At 71.0% G+C, this 14,111-nt stretch carries 15 protein-coding genes; all 15 read right to left on the reverse strand.

Going from position 1 to position 14,111, the window contains the following annotated elements; all coding sequences use genetic code 11:
* Nucleotides 1-362 (reverse strand): YbgF trimerization domain-containing protein (locus tag EYQ95_RS24520; RefSeq protein WP_305792183.1); only part of this gene is annotated, 362 nt, incomplete at its 3' end.
* A 410-nt stretch (nucleotides 363-772) separates the two neighbouring features.
* Nucleotides 773-1,261 carry a peptidoglycan-associated lipoprotein Pal gene (gene pal / locus EYQ95_RS24525; RefSeq protein ID WP_370451338.1) on the reverse strand — a complete coding sequence of 163 codons (489 nt, stop codon included), beginning with the start codon at nucleotides 1,259-1,261 and terminating at the stop codon, nucleotides 773-775.
* 83 nt (nucleotides 1,262-1,344) lie between these two features.
* On the reverse strand, nucleotides 1,345-2,661 hold the full coding sequence (gene tolB / locus EYQ95_RS24530) for a Tol-Pal system beta propeller repeat protein TolB (RefSeq protein ID WP_132331552.1): 1,317 nt from the start codon (nucleotides 2,659-2,661) through the stop codon (nucleotides 1,345-1,347).
* A 104-nt stretch (nucleotides 2,662-2,765) separates the two neighbouring features.
* On the reverse strand, nucleotides 2,766-3,671 hold the full coding sequence (locus EYQ95_RS24535) for a cell envelope integrity protein TolA (protein WP_165924853.1): 906 nt from the start codon (nucleotides 3,669-3,671) through the stop codon (nucleotides 2,766-2,768).
* On the reverse strand, nucleotides 3,668-4,108 hold the full coding sequence (gene tolR, locus EYQ95_RS24545; RefSeq protein ID WP_132331556.1) for a protein TolR: 441 nt from the start codon (nucleotides 4,106-4,108) through the stop codon (nucleotides 3,668-3,670). Before tolR ends, EYQ95_RS24535 begins: the two co-directional genes overlap by 4 nt.
* Nucleotides 4,109-4,113: 5 nt before the next feature.
* Nucleotides 4,114-4,923, reverse strand: coding sequence for a protein TolQ (gene tolQ / locus EYQ95_RS24550; RefSeq protein WP_132331558.1), 810 nt, complete (start codon nucleotides 4,921-4,923; stop codon nucleotides 4,114-4,116).
* An 87-nt stretch (nucleotides 4,924-5,010) separates the two neighbouring features.
* Nucleotides 5,011-5,415 (reverse strand): tol-pal system-associated acyl-CoA thioesterase, encoded by a 405-nt coding sequence (gene ybgC, locus EYQ95_RS24555; protein WP_132331560.1) that lies wholly within the window; start codon nucleotides 5,413-5,415, stop codon nucleotides 5,011-5,013.
* A gap of 157 nt (nucleotides 5,416-5,572) precedes the next feature.
* A complete protein-coding gene (gene ruvB, locus EYQ95_RS24560; protein WP_132331562.1) occupies nucleotides 5,573-6,610 on the reverse strand; it encodes a Holliday junction branch migration DNA helicase RuvB in 1,038 nt (345 codons plus the stop codon).
* A 134-nt stretch (nucleotides 6,611-6,744) separates the two neighbouring features.
* Entirely contained in the window at nucleotides 6,745-8,670 is a 1,926-nt protein-coding gene (locus EYQ95_RS24565; protein WP_132331564.1) for a potassium transporter Kup, read from the reverse strand.
* A gap of 25 nt (nucleotides 8,671-8,695) precedes the next feature.
* The gene (gene ruvA, locus EYQ95_RS24570) at nucleotides 8,696-9,292 is read right to left on the reverse strand and encodes a Holliday junction branch migration protein RuvA (protein WP_132331566.1); all 597 of its coding nucleotides are present in this window, start codon (nucleotides 9,290-9,292) and stop codon (nucleotides 8,696-8,698) included.
* A gap of 74 nt (nucleotides 9,293-9,366) precedes the next feature.
* Nucleotides 9,367-9,930 carry a crossover junction endodeoxyribonuclease RuvC gene (gene ruvC / locus EYQ95_RS24575; protein WP_132331568.1) on the reverse strand — a complete coding sequence of 188 codons (564 nt, stop codon included), beginning with the start codon at nucleotides 9,928-9,930 and terminating at the stop codon, nucleotides 9,367-9,369.
* Nucleotides 9,931-9,987: 57 nt separating this feature from the next.
* Nucleotides 9,988-10,719 carry a YebC/PmpR family DNA-binding transcriptional regulator gene (locus EYQ95_RS24580; RefSeq protein WP_132331570.1) on the reverse strand — a complete coding sequence of 244 codons (732 nt, stop codon included), beginning with the start codon at nucleotides 10,717-10,719 and terminating at the stop codon, nucleotides 9,988-9,990.
* 65 nt (nucleotides 10,720-10,784) lie between these two features.
* Nucleotides 10,785-11,402, reverse strand: coding sequence for a triacylglycerol lipase (locus EYQ95_RS24585; protein WP_243700068.1), 618 nt, complete (start codon nucleotides 11,400-11,402; stop codon nucleotides 10,785-10,787).
* 250 nt (nucleotides 11,403-11,652) lie between these two features.
* Nucleotides 11,653-12,174 (reverse strand): GNAT family N-acetyltransferase, encoded by a 522-nt coding sequence (locus tag EYQ95_RS24590; protein ID WP_132331572.1) that lies wholly within the window; start codon nucleotides 12,172-12,174, stop codon nucleotides 11,653-11,655.
* A 21-nt stretch (nucleotides 12,175-12,195) separates the two neighbouring features.
* A complete protein-coding gene (aspS, locus tag EYQ95_RS24595; RefSeq protein ID WP_132331576.1) occupies nucleotides 12,196-13,980 on the reverse strand; it encodes an aspartate--tRNA ligase in 1,785 nt (594 codons plus the stop codon).
* Between the last annotated feature and the right edge of the window lie 131 nt (nucleotides 13,981-14,111).

Genomic DNA, 14,111 nt, shown 5'->3' on the forward strand with positions numbered 1-14,111 from the left:
CGGGACGGGGCCGACGCCTGCGACGATGCCGGGGCGGCCCGCGACGGCGCGGGCGTGGCGGCGGCTGGCGGCCGGGCGCCGGTTTCCAGCCGCTCCAGGCGGCCGTCGATGTCGAGGTACTGCGTGCGCTGGCTGGTGCGCAGCTGCTCGTTGGCCTGCTGCAGTTCCTCCACCATCGCGCGCAGGGCCTGCACTTCCGTGCGCAGCTGGGCGAGCTGGTTGAGCAGTTCGACGTTGCCCTGCGTGTTGGCGGCGCGCTGCTCGAGCAGGGCGACGCGGTCGGCCAGGCTGGCGCGCTGCGCGGCAGCGGGCAGGCTCGCTGTGGCGAGCAGCAGGGCGAGGGCGAGCGATCTGGGCTTCATGCGGCGGCTCCGGGTCGGGGCCGGCGAGTATGCGGGCGGCCGCTTCAACGCAGCCAGACCGGGGGTGCGCGGCGCCGGGCGCGATGCGCGGTCGGGGCCGGTCGCGAACCCGCCGCCGCGATCCCGCTCGCTGCAGGCAGCGAGCTGCCCGGCGTCCCGGCCGGGCCGGAGGCCGTCCTTCACCGCAGGCACCGGGCCGCCCTGCGGCCTGTGCCCCCCGAGAGCCTCCGGCCGCCCTGCGGCTTGTGACCTGCAATCCCGGTCATCCGGCAGAGCGGTCGGACGGGCGGCCCGGACGGGGTAGCCGACTATGGGCGAGGGGTCGCGACCTGGGGATGTAGACCGCATCCACCGCCAACGAAGACGGGCCGCATCGAGCGGCCCGTCCGGGTGCATCCACCAGCGGTCGATCAACGCTCGGAGTAGCGGATCTCGACGCGGCGGTTCTGCTGCCAGCAGGATTCGCTCGACTCGGTGCAGGTCGGCTTCTCCTCGCCGTAGCTGTTGGCGGTGATCTGCGAACCCGAGCCGCCGGCGGCCTGCAGCGCGGACGACACCGCCTGCGCGCGGCGCTCGCCCAGGCCCAGGTTGTACTCGCGGCTGCCGCGCTCGTCGGCATGGCCTTCCAGCGCCATGCGCGAGGACGGACGGTCGCGCAGGTACTTGGCGTGGCAGTTCACGATGCTCTGGAACTCGGGCTTGAGCGTGTCCTGGTCGAAGTCGAAGTAGACCACCCGCTGGCGCAGGCAGGCATCGGTGTCGAGGTCGCCGGGGCCGTACATGCCGGGGGTGACCGGGCCGGTGGGCGTGGTCGGCGTGGTGGTGCCGACGGTGCTGCCGGTGTCGGCAGGCGGCGCTTCCTTGACCTTCTTCGAACAGGCCATCGCGAGCGTGCACATCACGGCGATGGTGGCGATCTTGCTGGCGGTGCGGACGTTCATGGTGGCTCCTCGGAATGGAGAACTACGGGATCGTTCGCCGCTCAGCGCGGCGTGCGGTACGGGCCCCAGGCGGGCTCGCGGACGTCGCCTTCCGACATCGCGAGGCGCTGGCGCACGCGTGCGTCGGCGGAGACGGCATACAGGACGCCCCGCCCGCCCTCGCGCGCGGCGTACAGCAGCATCGAGGCATTGGGGGCGAAGCTGGGCGATTCGTCGAGGTTGCCCGGCGAGAGCAGGCTCCAGCGCGGGCTGCCCAGGCTCGAGTCCATCATCGCGATGCGGTACGTATTGCCGGCACCCTGGGCGGTCGCGATCTTCTTGCCGTCGTAGGACACCGACGCGCTCGCGTTGTAGGTGCCCTGGAAGGTGACGCGGCTGGCGCTGCCGCCGCTGGCGGAGACCACGTAGATCTGCGGGCGGCCGCCCCGGTCGGAGGTGAAGTACACGCGCGAGCCGTCGGCGCTCCAGGTCGGCTCGGTGTCGATGCCGAAGTGATTGGTGAGCTGGGTGAGCGCGCGGCTGCCCAGGTCCATCACGTAGATCTCGGGATTTCCGGTGCGCGAGAGCGTGAGCGCCAGGCGACGGCCGTCCGGCGAGAACTCCGGCGCGCCGTTGATGCCGCGAAAGCGCGCCACCACCTCGCGCGCGCCGCTGGCGATCGTGTGGATGTAGACCACGCTGCTGCCGTTCTCGAAGCCGACATAGGCGAGCTTCGTGCCGTCGGGGCTCCACGAGGGCGACAGGATGGGCTCGCTGGAGCCGACGACTTCCTGCGCGTTGTGGTTGTCGCTGTCGGCGACGATCAGCGAGTAGCGGCGCGCCCCGCCGGAGCCGGTCACCCGGACGTAGGCGATGCGCGTCCAGAACGCGCCGCGCACGCCCAGGATCTTCTCGTAGACGGCATCGGCGATCTGGTGCGCGACGTCGCGCATCGCACCCGCGCGCGCGGTGAGCGCAAAGCCCAGCAGGCGGGTCTGCTTGGCGACGTCGAGCAGCTCGTACTCGGCGCGGTAGGTGCCGCCGCCGGCGTCCAGCACACGCCCGACGACGAGGAAGTCCTGGTTGATCGCGCGCCAGGCCGGGTAGTTGACCTCCTCGCCGCGCGTGGGGCGCTCGGGAAGTTCGGTGGCCGGCAGCGTGCGGAACTGGCCGGAACGCGCGAGGTCGGCGGCGACGATCTGGGCGATGTCGGTCGCCGGCGCGGCGCCACCACCCTGGTAGGGCATGGGCGCGACCGCGATGGGCAGCGCGGCGGCGTTACCGCCGACGATGTCGATCTCGAGCCCCTGCTGCGCGGCCGCGCCGAACGGCAGGGCCAGCACCAGCAGCGCGAAGAGGTGGGAGAGCAGGCGTCGCATCGTCACTCCGGGCACCACGGGAAGCTGAACACACTTAACAGCCCCTGTGTGAATACCAGCTCACAGCTGAACCGTTCAACCGGTTGACAGACCGTGGATCCGGTTCAATCCGCGCGGAAATTGAGGATGAGCGTGCGCTGGAAAACCGATTCGAAACCCGCATACGGCAGCGGCTGCGCCTTGAGGACCGCCGCCTCGACCGAGCGCCGGCCCTGCTCGTCGTAGACGCAGGGCGAACTGACCTGCGCATCCACCACTTCGCCACCGGGGAGCTGGCGGATGACCAGGCGGCACAAGGCACCGGCCGGGATGGACTCCGGCCGCGTCCACTTGGCGCGGATCGCCTCCTGCAGGGCCGCGGCATACCGGCCCTTGAGATCGCTGTCTCCTGCCCCGCTCGCCGCCGCGTCGCTGCGCGCCGATTCCTCGGCGGCGCTGCCGGGCCGCGCGGCATTGAGTTGCTCCAGCCTCTCCTGCGCCAGGCGGGCATCGCGCGCGGCCGCGGCGCGGCGCCTGCGGATCTCGCCCAGCTGCGCCTCGCGTTCGCGCTGGAGCTGCTGGGCGCGCTGCTGGCGCTCGAGCGCGTCCTTCAGGTCCACCTGCTCCTGCCGGTACTGCGCCTCCTGCTCCCGCTCCTCCTCCGCGCGCACGGGCGTGGGCGCGTCCACCACCTCCTCCCGGTCTTCCGGCGCGGGCTCGGGCAGCTGCTCCTGCGGCACCGGCTGGGGTTCGGGCAGCGCCTCCACCGGCTCGGGCAGGGGCTCGGGTTCGGGCTCCGGCTCCGGCTCCGGCTCGGGCACGGCCACCGCGGGCGTGCGCGCGAGTGCCCGGCGCATCGAGGAGGGGAGCATCCCGGGATCGACCACATCGGCCTGGATGGCGCCGCCGGCGGCCGCCTCCGACGAGCTGCGCGTCCACCACAGCCCGGCAAGGAGCACGGCGACGATGGCCGCATGCACCAGTACGGCCAGCAGCACCGCGATGGCGTCGTCGGAACGGCGTGGCCTCACTGCCCGGCGGCTCCCGGCACGCTCATCAGCGAGACCTTGTCGACGCCCGCCTCCTTGAGCGTGCTGATCGCGTTCCAGACCTGCTGGTAGCTCGCCTGGGCGTCACCGGCGACCAGCACCTGCGTCTCGGGCGCGTTGCGGACGATGCCGGCCACCTGCGCGGTGAGCGCGCCGCTCTCCATCGCCGTCGGGCGCGACTCGCCCGCGCGCGTGAGTGCGAGGCGCCCGTCGGCATAGGCAGTCACGACGATCGGATCCTGCTTCTGCTGCAGCGACTTGGCCTTGCCGTCGGGCAGCGTCACGTCGACGCCCAGGTTCAGCAGCGGCGCAGTGATCATGAAGATGACCAGCAACACCAGCATCACGTCGATGTAGGGCACGACGTTGATTTCGCTCTTGAGCTTGCGCTTTCGGTGCCGGCGGATTCCGAGCGACATGGCCTTCAGCCTTCCAGGTGCGACTGCCGCTGCAGGATCGAGGAGAACTCCTCGGCGAAGGCCTCGTAGCGGGTGGCCAGGCGCTCGACCGCGGTGGCGAAGCGGTTGTACGCCCAGACCGCGGGGATGGCGACGAACAGGCCGATCGCGGTGGCGAACAGCGCCTCCGATATGCCCGGCGCGACGTCGCGGATGCCCACCTGCGCGGTGCTCGCAAGCAACGAGTGCATGGTCACCATGATGCCGAACACGGTGCCCACCAGGCCGACGTAGGGCGCGGTCGAACCGATGTTGGCCAGCAGCTCGAGGTTGTGCTCCAGCGAGTCCAGCTCGCGCGAGGCGGTGGCGCGCATGGCGCGCTGGGCGCCTTCGAGCTGGGTGCGGGGATCGACGCCGCGACGCTGGCGCAGGCGGTTGAAGTCGCGGAAGCCGGCTTCGAAGATCGCTTCCATGCCGCCGATGTCGCGGCCGCGGTTGGTGGCGGCCTCGTACAGGCGCGTGAGTTCGGTGCCCGACCAGAACGATTCCTCGAAGCGGTCGGCTTCCTTCGCGGCGCGGCGCATCTGCGCCTGCTTGCGGAAGATGATGACCCAGGACACGAGCGAACCGGCCACCAGCAACAGCATGATCAGCTGGACCGGGATGCTCGCCTTGAGCACGAGGTCGAGCAGGTCCAGGCTCGCGGGGGCCGCGGCGGCCACCGCATCGGCGGCCGGCGCCGCGCCACCGGCCAGCGCCTCGGCCTCGACCGGGCCCGCGTCGCGCACCGGGCTCACCGTGGTGGCGGCCGTGGCGAGCAGTGGCCAGGCGCTCATCGGCCAGCCTCCGCGGCGCGGCGGGACGTCATCGTTCGGAAGCGTGCAGGCATCGGCATCGTGGAGGGTCTCGGGGGCGGGTGTGCGTCAGGGGGCTTGCAGGGAAGCGAGTTGCCGGTGCAGATCGCCGGGGATGGCCGCCGGGCGGAACGTGGCGGCATCGAGCGATGCGATTCTGACCACCGCCTCGCAGAGGCGTTCCCCGCCGCGCAGCACGGCCTGCCGGAAGACCAGGCTGGCACGGCGGCAGTCGGTGAGTTCGACGGTGACGTCGAGCGCATCGTCCAGGCGGGCGGGCCGCAGGAAGTCGAGCGTCATCGCGCGCACGGCGAACACCAGCCCGTGCTCCAGGCGCAGGCGCTCCTGGCCGTGGCCGTGGTGGCGCATCCATTCCGAGCGCGCGCGCTCCATGAACGCCAGGTACTGCGCGTGGTAGACCACGCCACCGGCGTCGGTGTCTTCCCAGTAGATGCGGACAGGAAGGCTGTACATGCACGGGGGCGCAGGCGCGGGGCCGGACAGTCTACCCGCGCCGCCGCGCCAGGCCGGTGGCGCGCGAAAGCGGCCGTTCAGTCGGGCGCAGCCGGGAGGTGGCAGGCCGTCGCAGCCCGGGCAAGCGCCTCGCGTGCCGGCGGGGTTCGCTTGCCCGCTACAGCGACGACGGCGGCTCGAACAGGTCGGGGGCCTTGGCGCGCGGGGTGAAGCCCAGGTGGCGATAGGCCTTGGGCGTGGCCATGCGACCGCGCGCCGTGCGGATCACGTAGCCCTGCTGGATGAGGAAGGGCTCGACCACGTCCTCCAGCGTCCCGCGCTCCTCGCTCAGGGCGGCGGCCAGCGATTCCACGCCCACCGGCCCGCCGTCGAAGGACTCGATGATGGTGCCCAGCAGGCGGCGGTCGAGCTCGTCGAAGCCCTCGGGGTCGACCTTGAGCATGCCCATCGATTCGTAGGCGCTGTCACGGGTGATGCGACCATCGCCGCGCACCTGCGCGAAGTCGCGCACGCGCCGCAGCAGGCGGTTGGCGATGCGCGGCGTGCCGCGCGAGCGCCGCGCGATCTCCGCGGCGCCTTCGGGCTCGCAGGGAATGCCGAGGATCTGCGCCGAGCGCTGCACGATCCGCGTCAGCTCCTCGGCGTTGTAGAACTCCAGCCTCTGCACGATGCCGAAGCGGTCGCGCAGCGGCGCGGTGAGCAGGCCGGCGCGGGTGGTGGCGCCGATCAGGGTGAAGGGCGGCAGGTCGATCTTGATCGAGCGGGCCGCGGGGCCTTCGCCGATCATGATGTCGAGCTGGAAGTCCTCCATCGCCGGGTACAGCACTTCCTCCACCAGTGGCGACAGGCGGTGGATCTCGTCGACGAACAGCACGTCGTGCGGCTGCAGGTTGGTGAGCAGCGCGGCCAGGTCGCCGGCCTTCTCGATCACCGGGCCCGAGGTCTGCCGCAGGTTCACGCCCAGCTCGTTGGCGATGACCTGGCTCAGCGTGGTCTTGCCCAGGCCCGGCGGGCCGAAGATCAGCACGTGGTCGAGCGCCTCGCCGCGGCCCTTGGCGGCCTCGATGTAGATGCCCATCTGCTCGCGCACCGGTGCCTGGCCGAGGTACTCGGCCAGCCGCCGGGGGCGGATGGAAGCTTCGATCGCCGCGTCCTCGGACGTGGCGCCGGGGGCGATGAGGCGGGTGTCGGTCATGAGGCGGGATTCGGCGTCAGGGATCGGCGGTCAGGGATCCAGATTACGGACGGAAGCGTACCGCACGCCGTCACACGGCCTGCGACGCACGCTTTTTCCGAATCCCGAATCCCGAATCCCGAATCCCCTGCCGCTCAGATCTCCACCTGCGCCCCCAGCTCCACGAGCCGGTTGCCGGGAATGCGGAAGAAGCCGCTGGCCGGCGCCGCATTGCGATGCATCACCGCGAAGAGCTTGTCGCGCCACAGGGGCATGTTGCCGCGGCGGCGGCTGGCCACCACCGTCTCGCGGCTGGCGAAATAGGTGGTGTCCATCGGGTCGAAATGGATGCCGCCCCGGTCGCAGGAGCGCATGAGCGCGAGCGGCACGTCCGGCGTCTCCATGAAGCCGAACTTGAGCGTGACCCGGTAGAAGTCCTCGCCGATCGACTCGATCTTCAGGCCCTTGTCCTTCGGCGCGACGGGCACCGTGAGCGTCTCCACGGTCAGGAACACGTTGCGCTCGTGCAGGACCTTGTTGTGCTTGAGGTTGTGCAGGAAGGCCTGCGGCACCACGCCCTTGTCGGCGGTCAGGAACACCGCGGTGCCGGGCACGCGCACGGGCGGCGCCAGCATCAGCCCGGGCAGGAAGGTGTCGAGCTGGATGCCTTCCTTGCGCACTTCCTCCCGCAGCAGCTCGCGGCCCCGGCGCCAGGTGCGCATCATCGTGAAGGACACCACGCCGATGAACAGCGGCACCCAGGCGCCGATGCCGGTGAACAGCTTGGCGCCGTTGGCGACCAGGAAGGCGATGTCGATCAGCAGGAACAGGGCGCAGAGCGGCAGCACCCATTTGCGCGAATCCGGCCAGCGCGTGTAGGCGACCACCGCCAGCAGCAGGGTGTCGATCAGCATGGTGCCCGTGACCGAGAGGCCGTAGGCGGTGGCGAGGTTGGTCGAGCTGCGGAAGGAGAAGGTCAGCACCAGCACCGCGGCCAGGAGCATCCAGTTGATGCTCGGCACGTAGATCTGCCCGATCGTCGAATGCGAGGTGTGGCGGATCTGCAGGCGCGGCAGGTAGCCCAGTTGGATGGCCTGGCGCGCCACCGAGAAGGCGCCGGTGATCACGGCCTGCGACGCGATCGCCGCCGCCAGCGTGGCCAGCGCCACCATCGGGATCTGCGCCCAGTCGGGGACGGCCATGTAGAAGGGATTGGCCACGGCGCGGGCATCGCGCAGCAGCACCGCGCCCTGGCCGAAGTAGTTGAGCACCAGCGCCGGCAGCACGAAGCCGAACCATCCCCAGCGGATCGGGCGCTTGCCGAAATGGCCCATGTCGGCATACAGCGCCTCGCCGCCGGTCACGGTGAGCACCACCGCGCCGAGGATCAGCACCGCATGCCAGTCGTGCGTGGCGAAGAAGTGCCAGGCCCAGTACGGATTCAGCGCGCGCAGCACGATGGGGTTGTGCGCGATGTTCCAGATGCCCAGCGCGGCCAGCACCACGAACCAGGTCATCATGATCGGCCCGAAGGCCTTGCCGACCCTGGCAGTGCCGAAGCGCTGGAAGCCGAACAGCGCCAGCAGGATCAGCACGCTCATCGGCAGGATCCAGCGCTCCAGCGCCGGCGAGACCACCGAAAGCCCTTCGACGGCGCCGAGCACGGTGATGGGCGGGGTGATCATGCCGTCGCCGAAGAACAGCGACGCGCCGAAGATGCCCAGGATGCCGACCACGTAGCCCAGCCGGGAGCCCCCGGACAGCGAGCGCTGGGCCAGCGCGGTGAGGGCCATGATGCCGCCCTCGCCGTCGTTGTCGGCGCGCATGATGACCACCACGTACTTGAGCGTGACCACCAGCATCAGCGACCAGAAGCCCAGCGACAGCAGGCCCTTCACCGTGGCCGCGTCGGCGGTCAGGCCGAAGTGCGGGTGGAACATCTCCTTGATGGTGTAGAGCGGGCTGGTGCCGATGTCGCCGAAGACGACGCCGACGGCGCCCACGACCAGCGCGGCGAGCCCTGCCTGGCCGTGGCCGGCATGGCCGGCGCCGTGCGTGTCCGTGCCTGCGGATGCGCTCATGGAAGTCTCGGATGCGGGCCCGGGCTCAACGGAGCGCGGACTTTAGCGCCTTGCGGATGATGGTGGCCGTGTCGTCGCCGGCCTCGGTGGCGTCCTTGGCCATGCGCGCGGCCTCGGCCGGCTTGTAGCCCAGCTGCTGCAGGGCGACGACCGCCTCGGTCTGCGGGTCGGCCGGCATGCCGGTGTTCACGCCCGGCGTGGCGCCCACGCCGGCGAGGTCGGCGGCGCGGTCGCGCAGTTCGACCACGATTCGCTCGGCGGTCTTCTTGCCGATGCCCGGGATGCGGGTAAGCGCGGTCACGTCGCCGGCCTGCACCAGCCGTGCGAACTCGTCCACGCTCACCGCCGACAGGATGGCGAGCGCGATCTTCGCGCCGATGCCGGTGACCTTCTGCACGTCGCGGAACAAGCGGCGCTCGCCCTCGCGCAGGAAGCCGTACAGCGAGACGCTGTCCTCCTTCTGGGCGTAATGGGTGAACAGCGCCACCTCGCGGCCGACCTCGGGCAGGTCGTAGAACGTGCTCATCGGCGCCTCGAGCTCGTAGCCGATGCCGCCGGCCACCTCCACCATCAGCCAGGGCGGCTGCTTGTGGATGAGGATGCCCTTGAGTCGTCCGATCATCGGCCCGGCCCCCTGCCGCTGCGAAGGCGCGGATGGTACGCCTGCGGAGCCGCCAATGCTTCCATCGGCCCGCCTCAGGCGCCGCGGCGGCGCAACTGCGCGGTGGCCACGCCCGTACGCGCGGCGGTGGCGCTCATGTGTGCGTGGGTGAGGGCGACGGCCAGCGCGTCGGCGGCGTCGGCCTGCAGCTTCGCGTCGGGCATGTTCAACAGCAGCCGCACCATGTGCTGCACCTGCTGCTTGTCGGCCGCGCCCCGCCCCACCAGCGACTGCTTGATCAGCCGCGGCGCGTACTCGCTGATCTTCAGCCCGCGCCGCACCACGGTGGCAATGGCCGCGCCGCGCGCGTGGCCGAGCTTGAGCGCGGACGTCGCGGACTTGTCCATGAAGACCGTCTCGATGGCCACGTGGTCGGGCCGGAACTCGTCGATGATCGCGTCCAGCCCCTCGCAGAGCAGGCCAAGGCGCGCGGGGAAGTCGTCGGCATCGAGCAGCTTGAGCGCGGTGGCATGCACGTAGGTGCAGCGGCCGCCCGGCGCGACGTCGACCAGGCCGATGCCGGTGCGCTGCGAGCCCGGGTCGATGCCGAGGATGCGGGTGGCGCCTGGATCCGGCGTTCGGGAACCGGGAATCGACATGACGGATCGCGGCCTGCCGCTCTGGTTCCCTGTTTCCTGTTCCGGATGCGCACGCCCTCAGGCGTAGGCATCCTCGCCGAGTTCGGCATTGGAATAGACGTTCTGCACGTCGTCGAGGTCTTCGAGCCAGCCCAGCAGCTTGGCCACCTGCTTGGCGGTGTCACCTTCGACCTTGACGTTGTTGTCCGCGCGGTAGGTCACTTCCGCCTCGCCCGGCACGAGGCCCGCGGCCTCGAGCGCGGCCTTGACCTCGGCGAAGGACTCGGGCGCGGTCAGCACGTCGATCGAGCCGTCCTCGGGATAGACCACGACGTCGTCCGCGCCCGCCTCGATGGCCGCCTCGGTGATGCGGTCCTCGTCGGCGCCGGCGTCGAACCAGATCACGCCGCGCTTGTGGAACATGAACGCGACCGAGCCGTCGGTGCCGAGGTTGCCGCCGAACTTGGAGAAGGCGTGGCGGACATCGGCCACGGTGCGCACGCGGTTGTCGGTGAGGCAGTCGACGATCACCGCGACCCCGCCCGGCGCATAGCCTTCGTAGCGCACTTCCTCGTACTCGACGCCTTCCAGCGCGCCGGTGGCCTTCTTGATGGCGCGCTCGATGACGTCCTTGGCCATGTTGACCGACAGCGCCTTGTCGACGGCGGCGCGCAGGCGCGGATTGCCGGCCGGGTCGCCGCCGCCCATGCGCGCGGCGACCGAGATCTCGCGGATGAGCTTGGTGAAGATCTTTCCGCGACGCGCGTCGACGGCGTTCTTGCGGGCTTCGATCGAAGGGCCTCGACCCATGTGGACGGTCCAGCTCGATGGCGTGAGGGCGCGGATTTTACCGGAAGCACCGGCCGCCGCCCGCGTCAGCGTGCGAAGCGCCCCTGCTCCAGGAACGCGGCGACCTGGCGGGCGACGGCGGGCGAAAGCACCAGGCCCATGTGGCTGGCGCGCACGGCCAGGTGGTCGGCCAGCCCGGGCAGGCGCGTCTCGGCCAGCGCCACGGTGCCGTCCGAGGGGCCGTCGATGCGCCCGACGAAGCGCCCCAGCCCGAAGCCCAGCGTGCCGGCCACCATGCCCACCTCGGCACGCCCGCGCCAGGGCGCGCATCCGCGGCGCAGCAGGCGGCGGTTGCGGCCCAGCGCCCGGCCCACCAGGGGCAGGCGCGCGACGGCGTCGGCCGCGGCGCTGCCGCAGAGCGGCGAGCCCAGGCAGACCACGCGCCGTACCGGGAGGCCGGGATGGCGTTCCAGTGCGGCGAGCGTGATCAGGCCGCCCAGGCTGTGGGCGACCACGTGGCAGGCCTCCCCTCCGGCTGCACGGGCCAGCCTGTCGACCGCCCGCAGGGGGCCGTCGCGCACGCTGGAGTAGCCGATGCGCTCTGTCGCAAAGCCTGCCGCCCGCAGGCGACGGTCGAGCAGCGCGAGCGAGCCCGGCCACATCCAGAGCCCGTGCAGGAGCAGCACGCGACGCGTGGGCATCATCGGGCCGGCATCCTCGCCATCTCGCCGCCGCGCATCATCGCGCCGGGGCGCCCGTCACGACCGTGGCGGGCTTGGCTGCGCGCGCCGCAGCCGTGCGGTCGCGGGCAGCCGGCCACGCCGGGCGGTCGCCGTCCGGCGCCGCGGCGAAGGTGCATGCGACGGGTCCGGATGCGCCGGCGCAGGCCCGTGCGGCCAGGAGGAACCAGGTGCTTGGCGACATGGCGTGTCCGATGATGCGGTCGCGTCGAACCTAGCGCGCAGGCTCGCGCCGCAGGATGAATTCCAGGTCGACCACGCGCCCGACCGGGAAGCCGTAGGTGCCGACCTTCTCGAAACCGTAGCGTGCGTAGAAGCGCTGTGCGCCGAGGTTCTCGCTCCAGACGCCGACCCAGAGCCGGCGCGGGCCGTCCTTCTGCAGCCAGGCCATCGCGGTGTCCATCAGCCGCGTGCCATGGCCGCCATTGTGGAATTCGCGCAGGACGTAGAGGCGCTTGAGCTCGCCGTCGCCGGGCTCCACGTCCGCATGCGGCAGGCCGCATGGGCCCGCGGCGCAATGGCCGACCGCGCGCTCATCCGCCTCCAGCAACCAGACCGCGTAGTCCGGATGCGCGAGGATCGTCGCCTGCTTGCCGACGTCGTAGGCGTCGTCGAGGAAGGCCTGCAGGTCCTCCGGCGGATACAGGTGGCCGAAGGTCTCCACGAACGTGGCCCTGGCGAGCGCCGAAAGCGTGCCGGCGTCGTCGACGGTCGCGCGGCGGATGGCGAGGCTCATGGCGTGCTCCGGGCGGCGCGGTCAGGACGCGGGCTGGTCCTTCTCGCGCACCCGCACGTGCACCTCGGCCAGCTGCGCATCCGGGATGGGCGACGGCGCGCCGGTCATGAGGCACTGCGCGGACGTGGTCTTGGGGAACGGGATGACGTCGCGGATCGATTCCGTGCCCGCCATCAGCGCGGCGATGCGGTCGATGCCGAAGGCGATGCCGCCGTGCGGCGGCGCGCCGTAGCGCAATGCCTCCAGCAGGAAGCCGAACTTCGCTTCCGCCTCCTCGCGGCCGATGCCCAGCAGGTCGAACACCGCCGACTGCATGCTCGACCGGTGGATGCGGATCGAGCCGCCGCCGATCTCGTTGCCGTTGAGCACCATGTCGTAGCCGCGGCTCACCGCGGTCGCGGCATTGGCGCGCAGGTCGCCCTCGTCGTCGATTTTCGGCGCCGTGAACGGATGGTGGAGCGCGACGAAGCGGCCCTCCTCCTCGTCCCACTCGAACATCGGGAAGTCGGTGACCCACAGCGGCTTCCAGCCGTCCTGCACGAGGCCGAGATCGCGGCCGAGCTTCAGGCGAAGCGCGCCCATGAAGTCCGAAGCGAGCTTGTAGGTGGCCGCGCCGAAGAAGATGGCATCGCCCGTCGTCGCGCCGGTGGCCTCGACGATGGCCGACAGCGTGGCGTCGTCGAGGAACTTGGCGATGGGCGAGCTGATGCCCTCCCGGCCCTTGGCCGCATCCTCGATCTTCATCCAGGCCAGGCCCTTGGCGCCGTATTTGGCGGCGTGGGCGGCCAGCTCGTCGATCTGCTTTCGCGAGAACTGCGCGCCGCCGGGCGCGCGCAGCGCGATGACGCGGCCGTCCGCATGGTTCGCCCAGTCGGTGAAGACCTTGAACTCGCAGTTCTTCACCAGCTCGGCGACGTCCGTGAACTCCATCGCGATGCGCAGGTCCGGCTTGTCCGAACCGAAGCGGCGCATGGCCTCGGCATAGGTCATGCGCGGGAACTCGGCGGCGAGCTCCACGCCGATGACCTCGCGGAACACGCTGCGGATCATCTCCTCGACCATGTCCTGCACGTCGCGCTCGGTGACCCAGGCGAACTCCATGTCGAGCTGGGTGAACTCGAGCTGGCGGTCGGCGCGCAGGGCCTCGTCGCGGAAGCAGCGCGCGATCTGGTAGTAGCGGTCGAAGCCCGCCATCATCAGGATCTGCTTGAACAGCTGCGGGCTCTGCGGCAGCGCGTAGAACTCGCCCGGGTGCATGCGCGCCGGCACCAGGAAGTCGCGCGCGCCCTCGGGCGTGGCCTTGGTGAGGATGGGCGTCTCGATGTCCTGGAAGCCGCGCCCGTCCAGGTAACGGCGCAGGGCCGCGACCAGCTTGATGCGCGTGCGCATCATCTTCTGCATCTGGGGGCGGCGCAGGTCCAGGTAGCGGTACCTGAGGCGGATGTCCTCGCCGGCGTTCTCGTGTGCATGGAACGGCAGCGGATCGGCCTTGTTCAGCACCTCGATCGTCGTCGCGACGACCTCGACGCGACCGGTCGCGATCTTCTCGTTCACGGCATGGCGCGCGCGCACCACGCCGGTGATGCGCAGGCAGTCCTCGTAGCCGACCTTCGAGGCCGCGGCGATGACCTCGGCATTGCCTTCGGCGTCCGACGGCTCGGCGACGATCTGCACGATGCCCTCGTGGTCGCGCAGGTCGATGAAGCAGACGCCGCCGAGGTCGCGGGCGACGTCGGCCCAGCCGCAGAGGGTGACGGTCTGGCCGATCAGGGCCTCGTCGACGAGGCCGCAGAAATGGGTACGCATGGGAGCTCCGGCGGCGCCCATGATGCGGGCGCGGATGAGCCCGCTAGTGTAGCGGCCACGCACGCCGTCGCTGCCCATGCAGTTGAGCACCACCTCGCCCGCACCCAGGCGCTGCGCCTCGAGGATCCAGT

The sequence above is a fragment of the Lysobacter sp. N42 genome, from assembly GCF_004344885.1.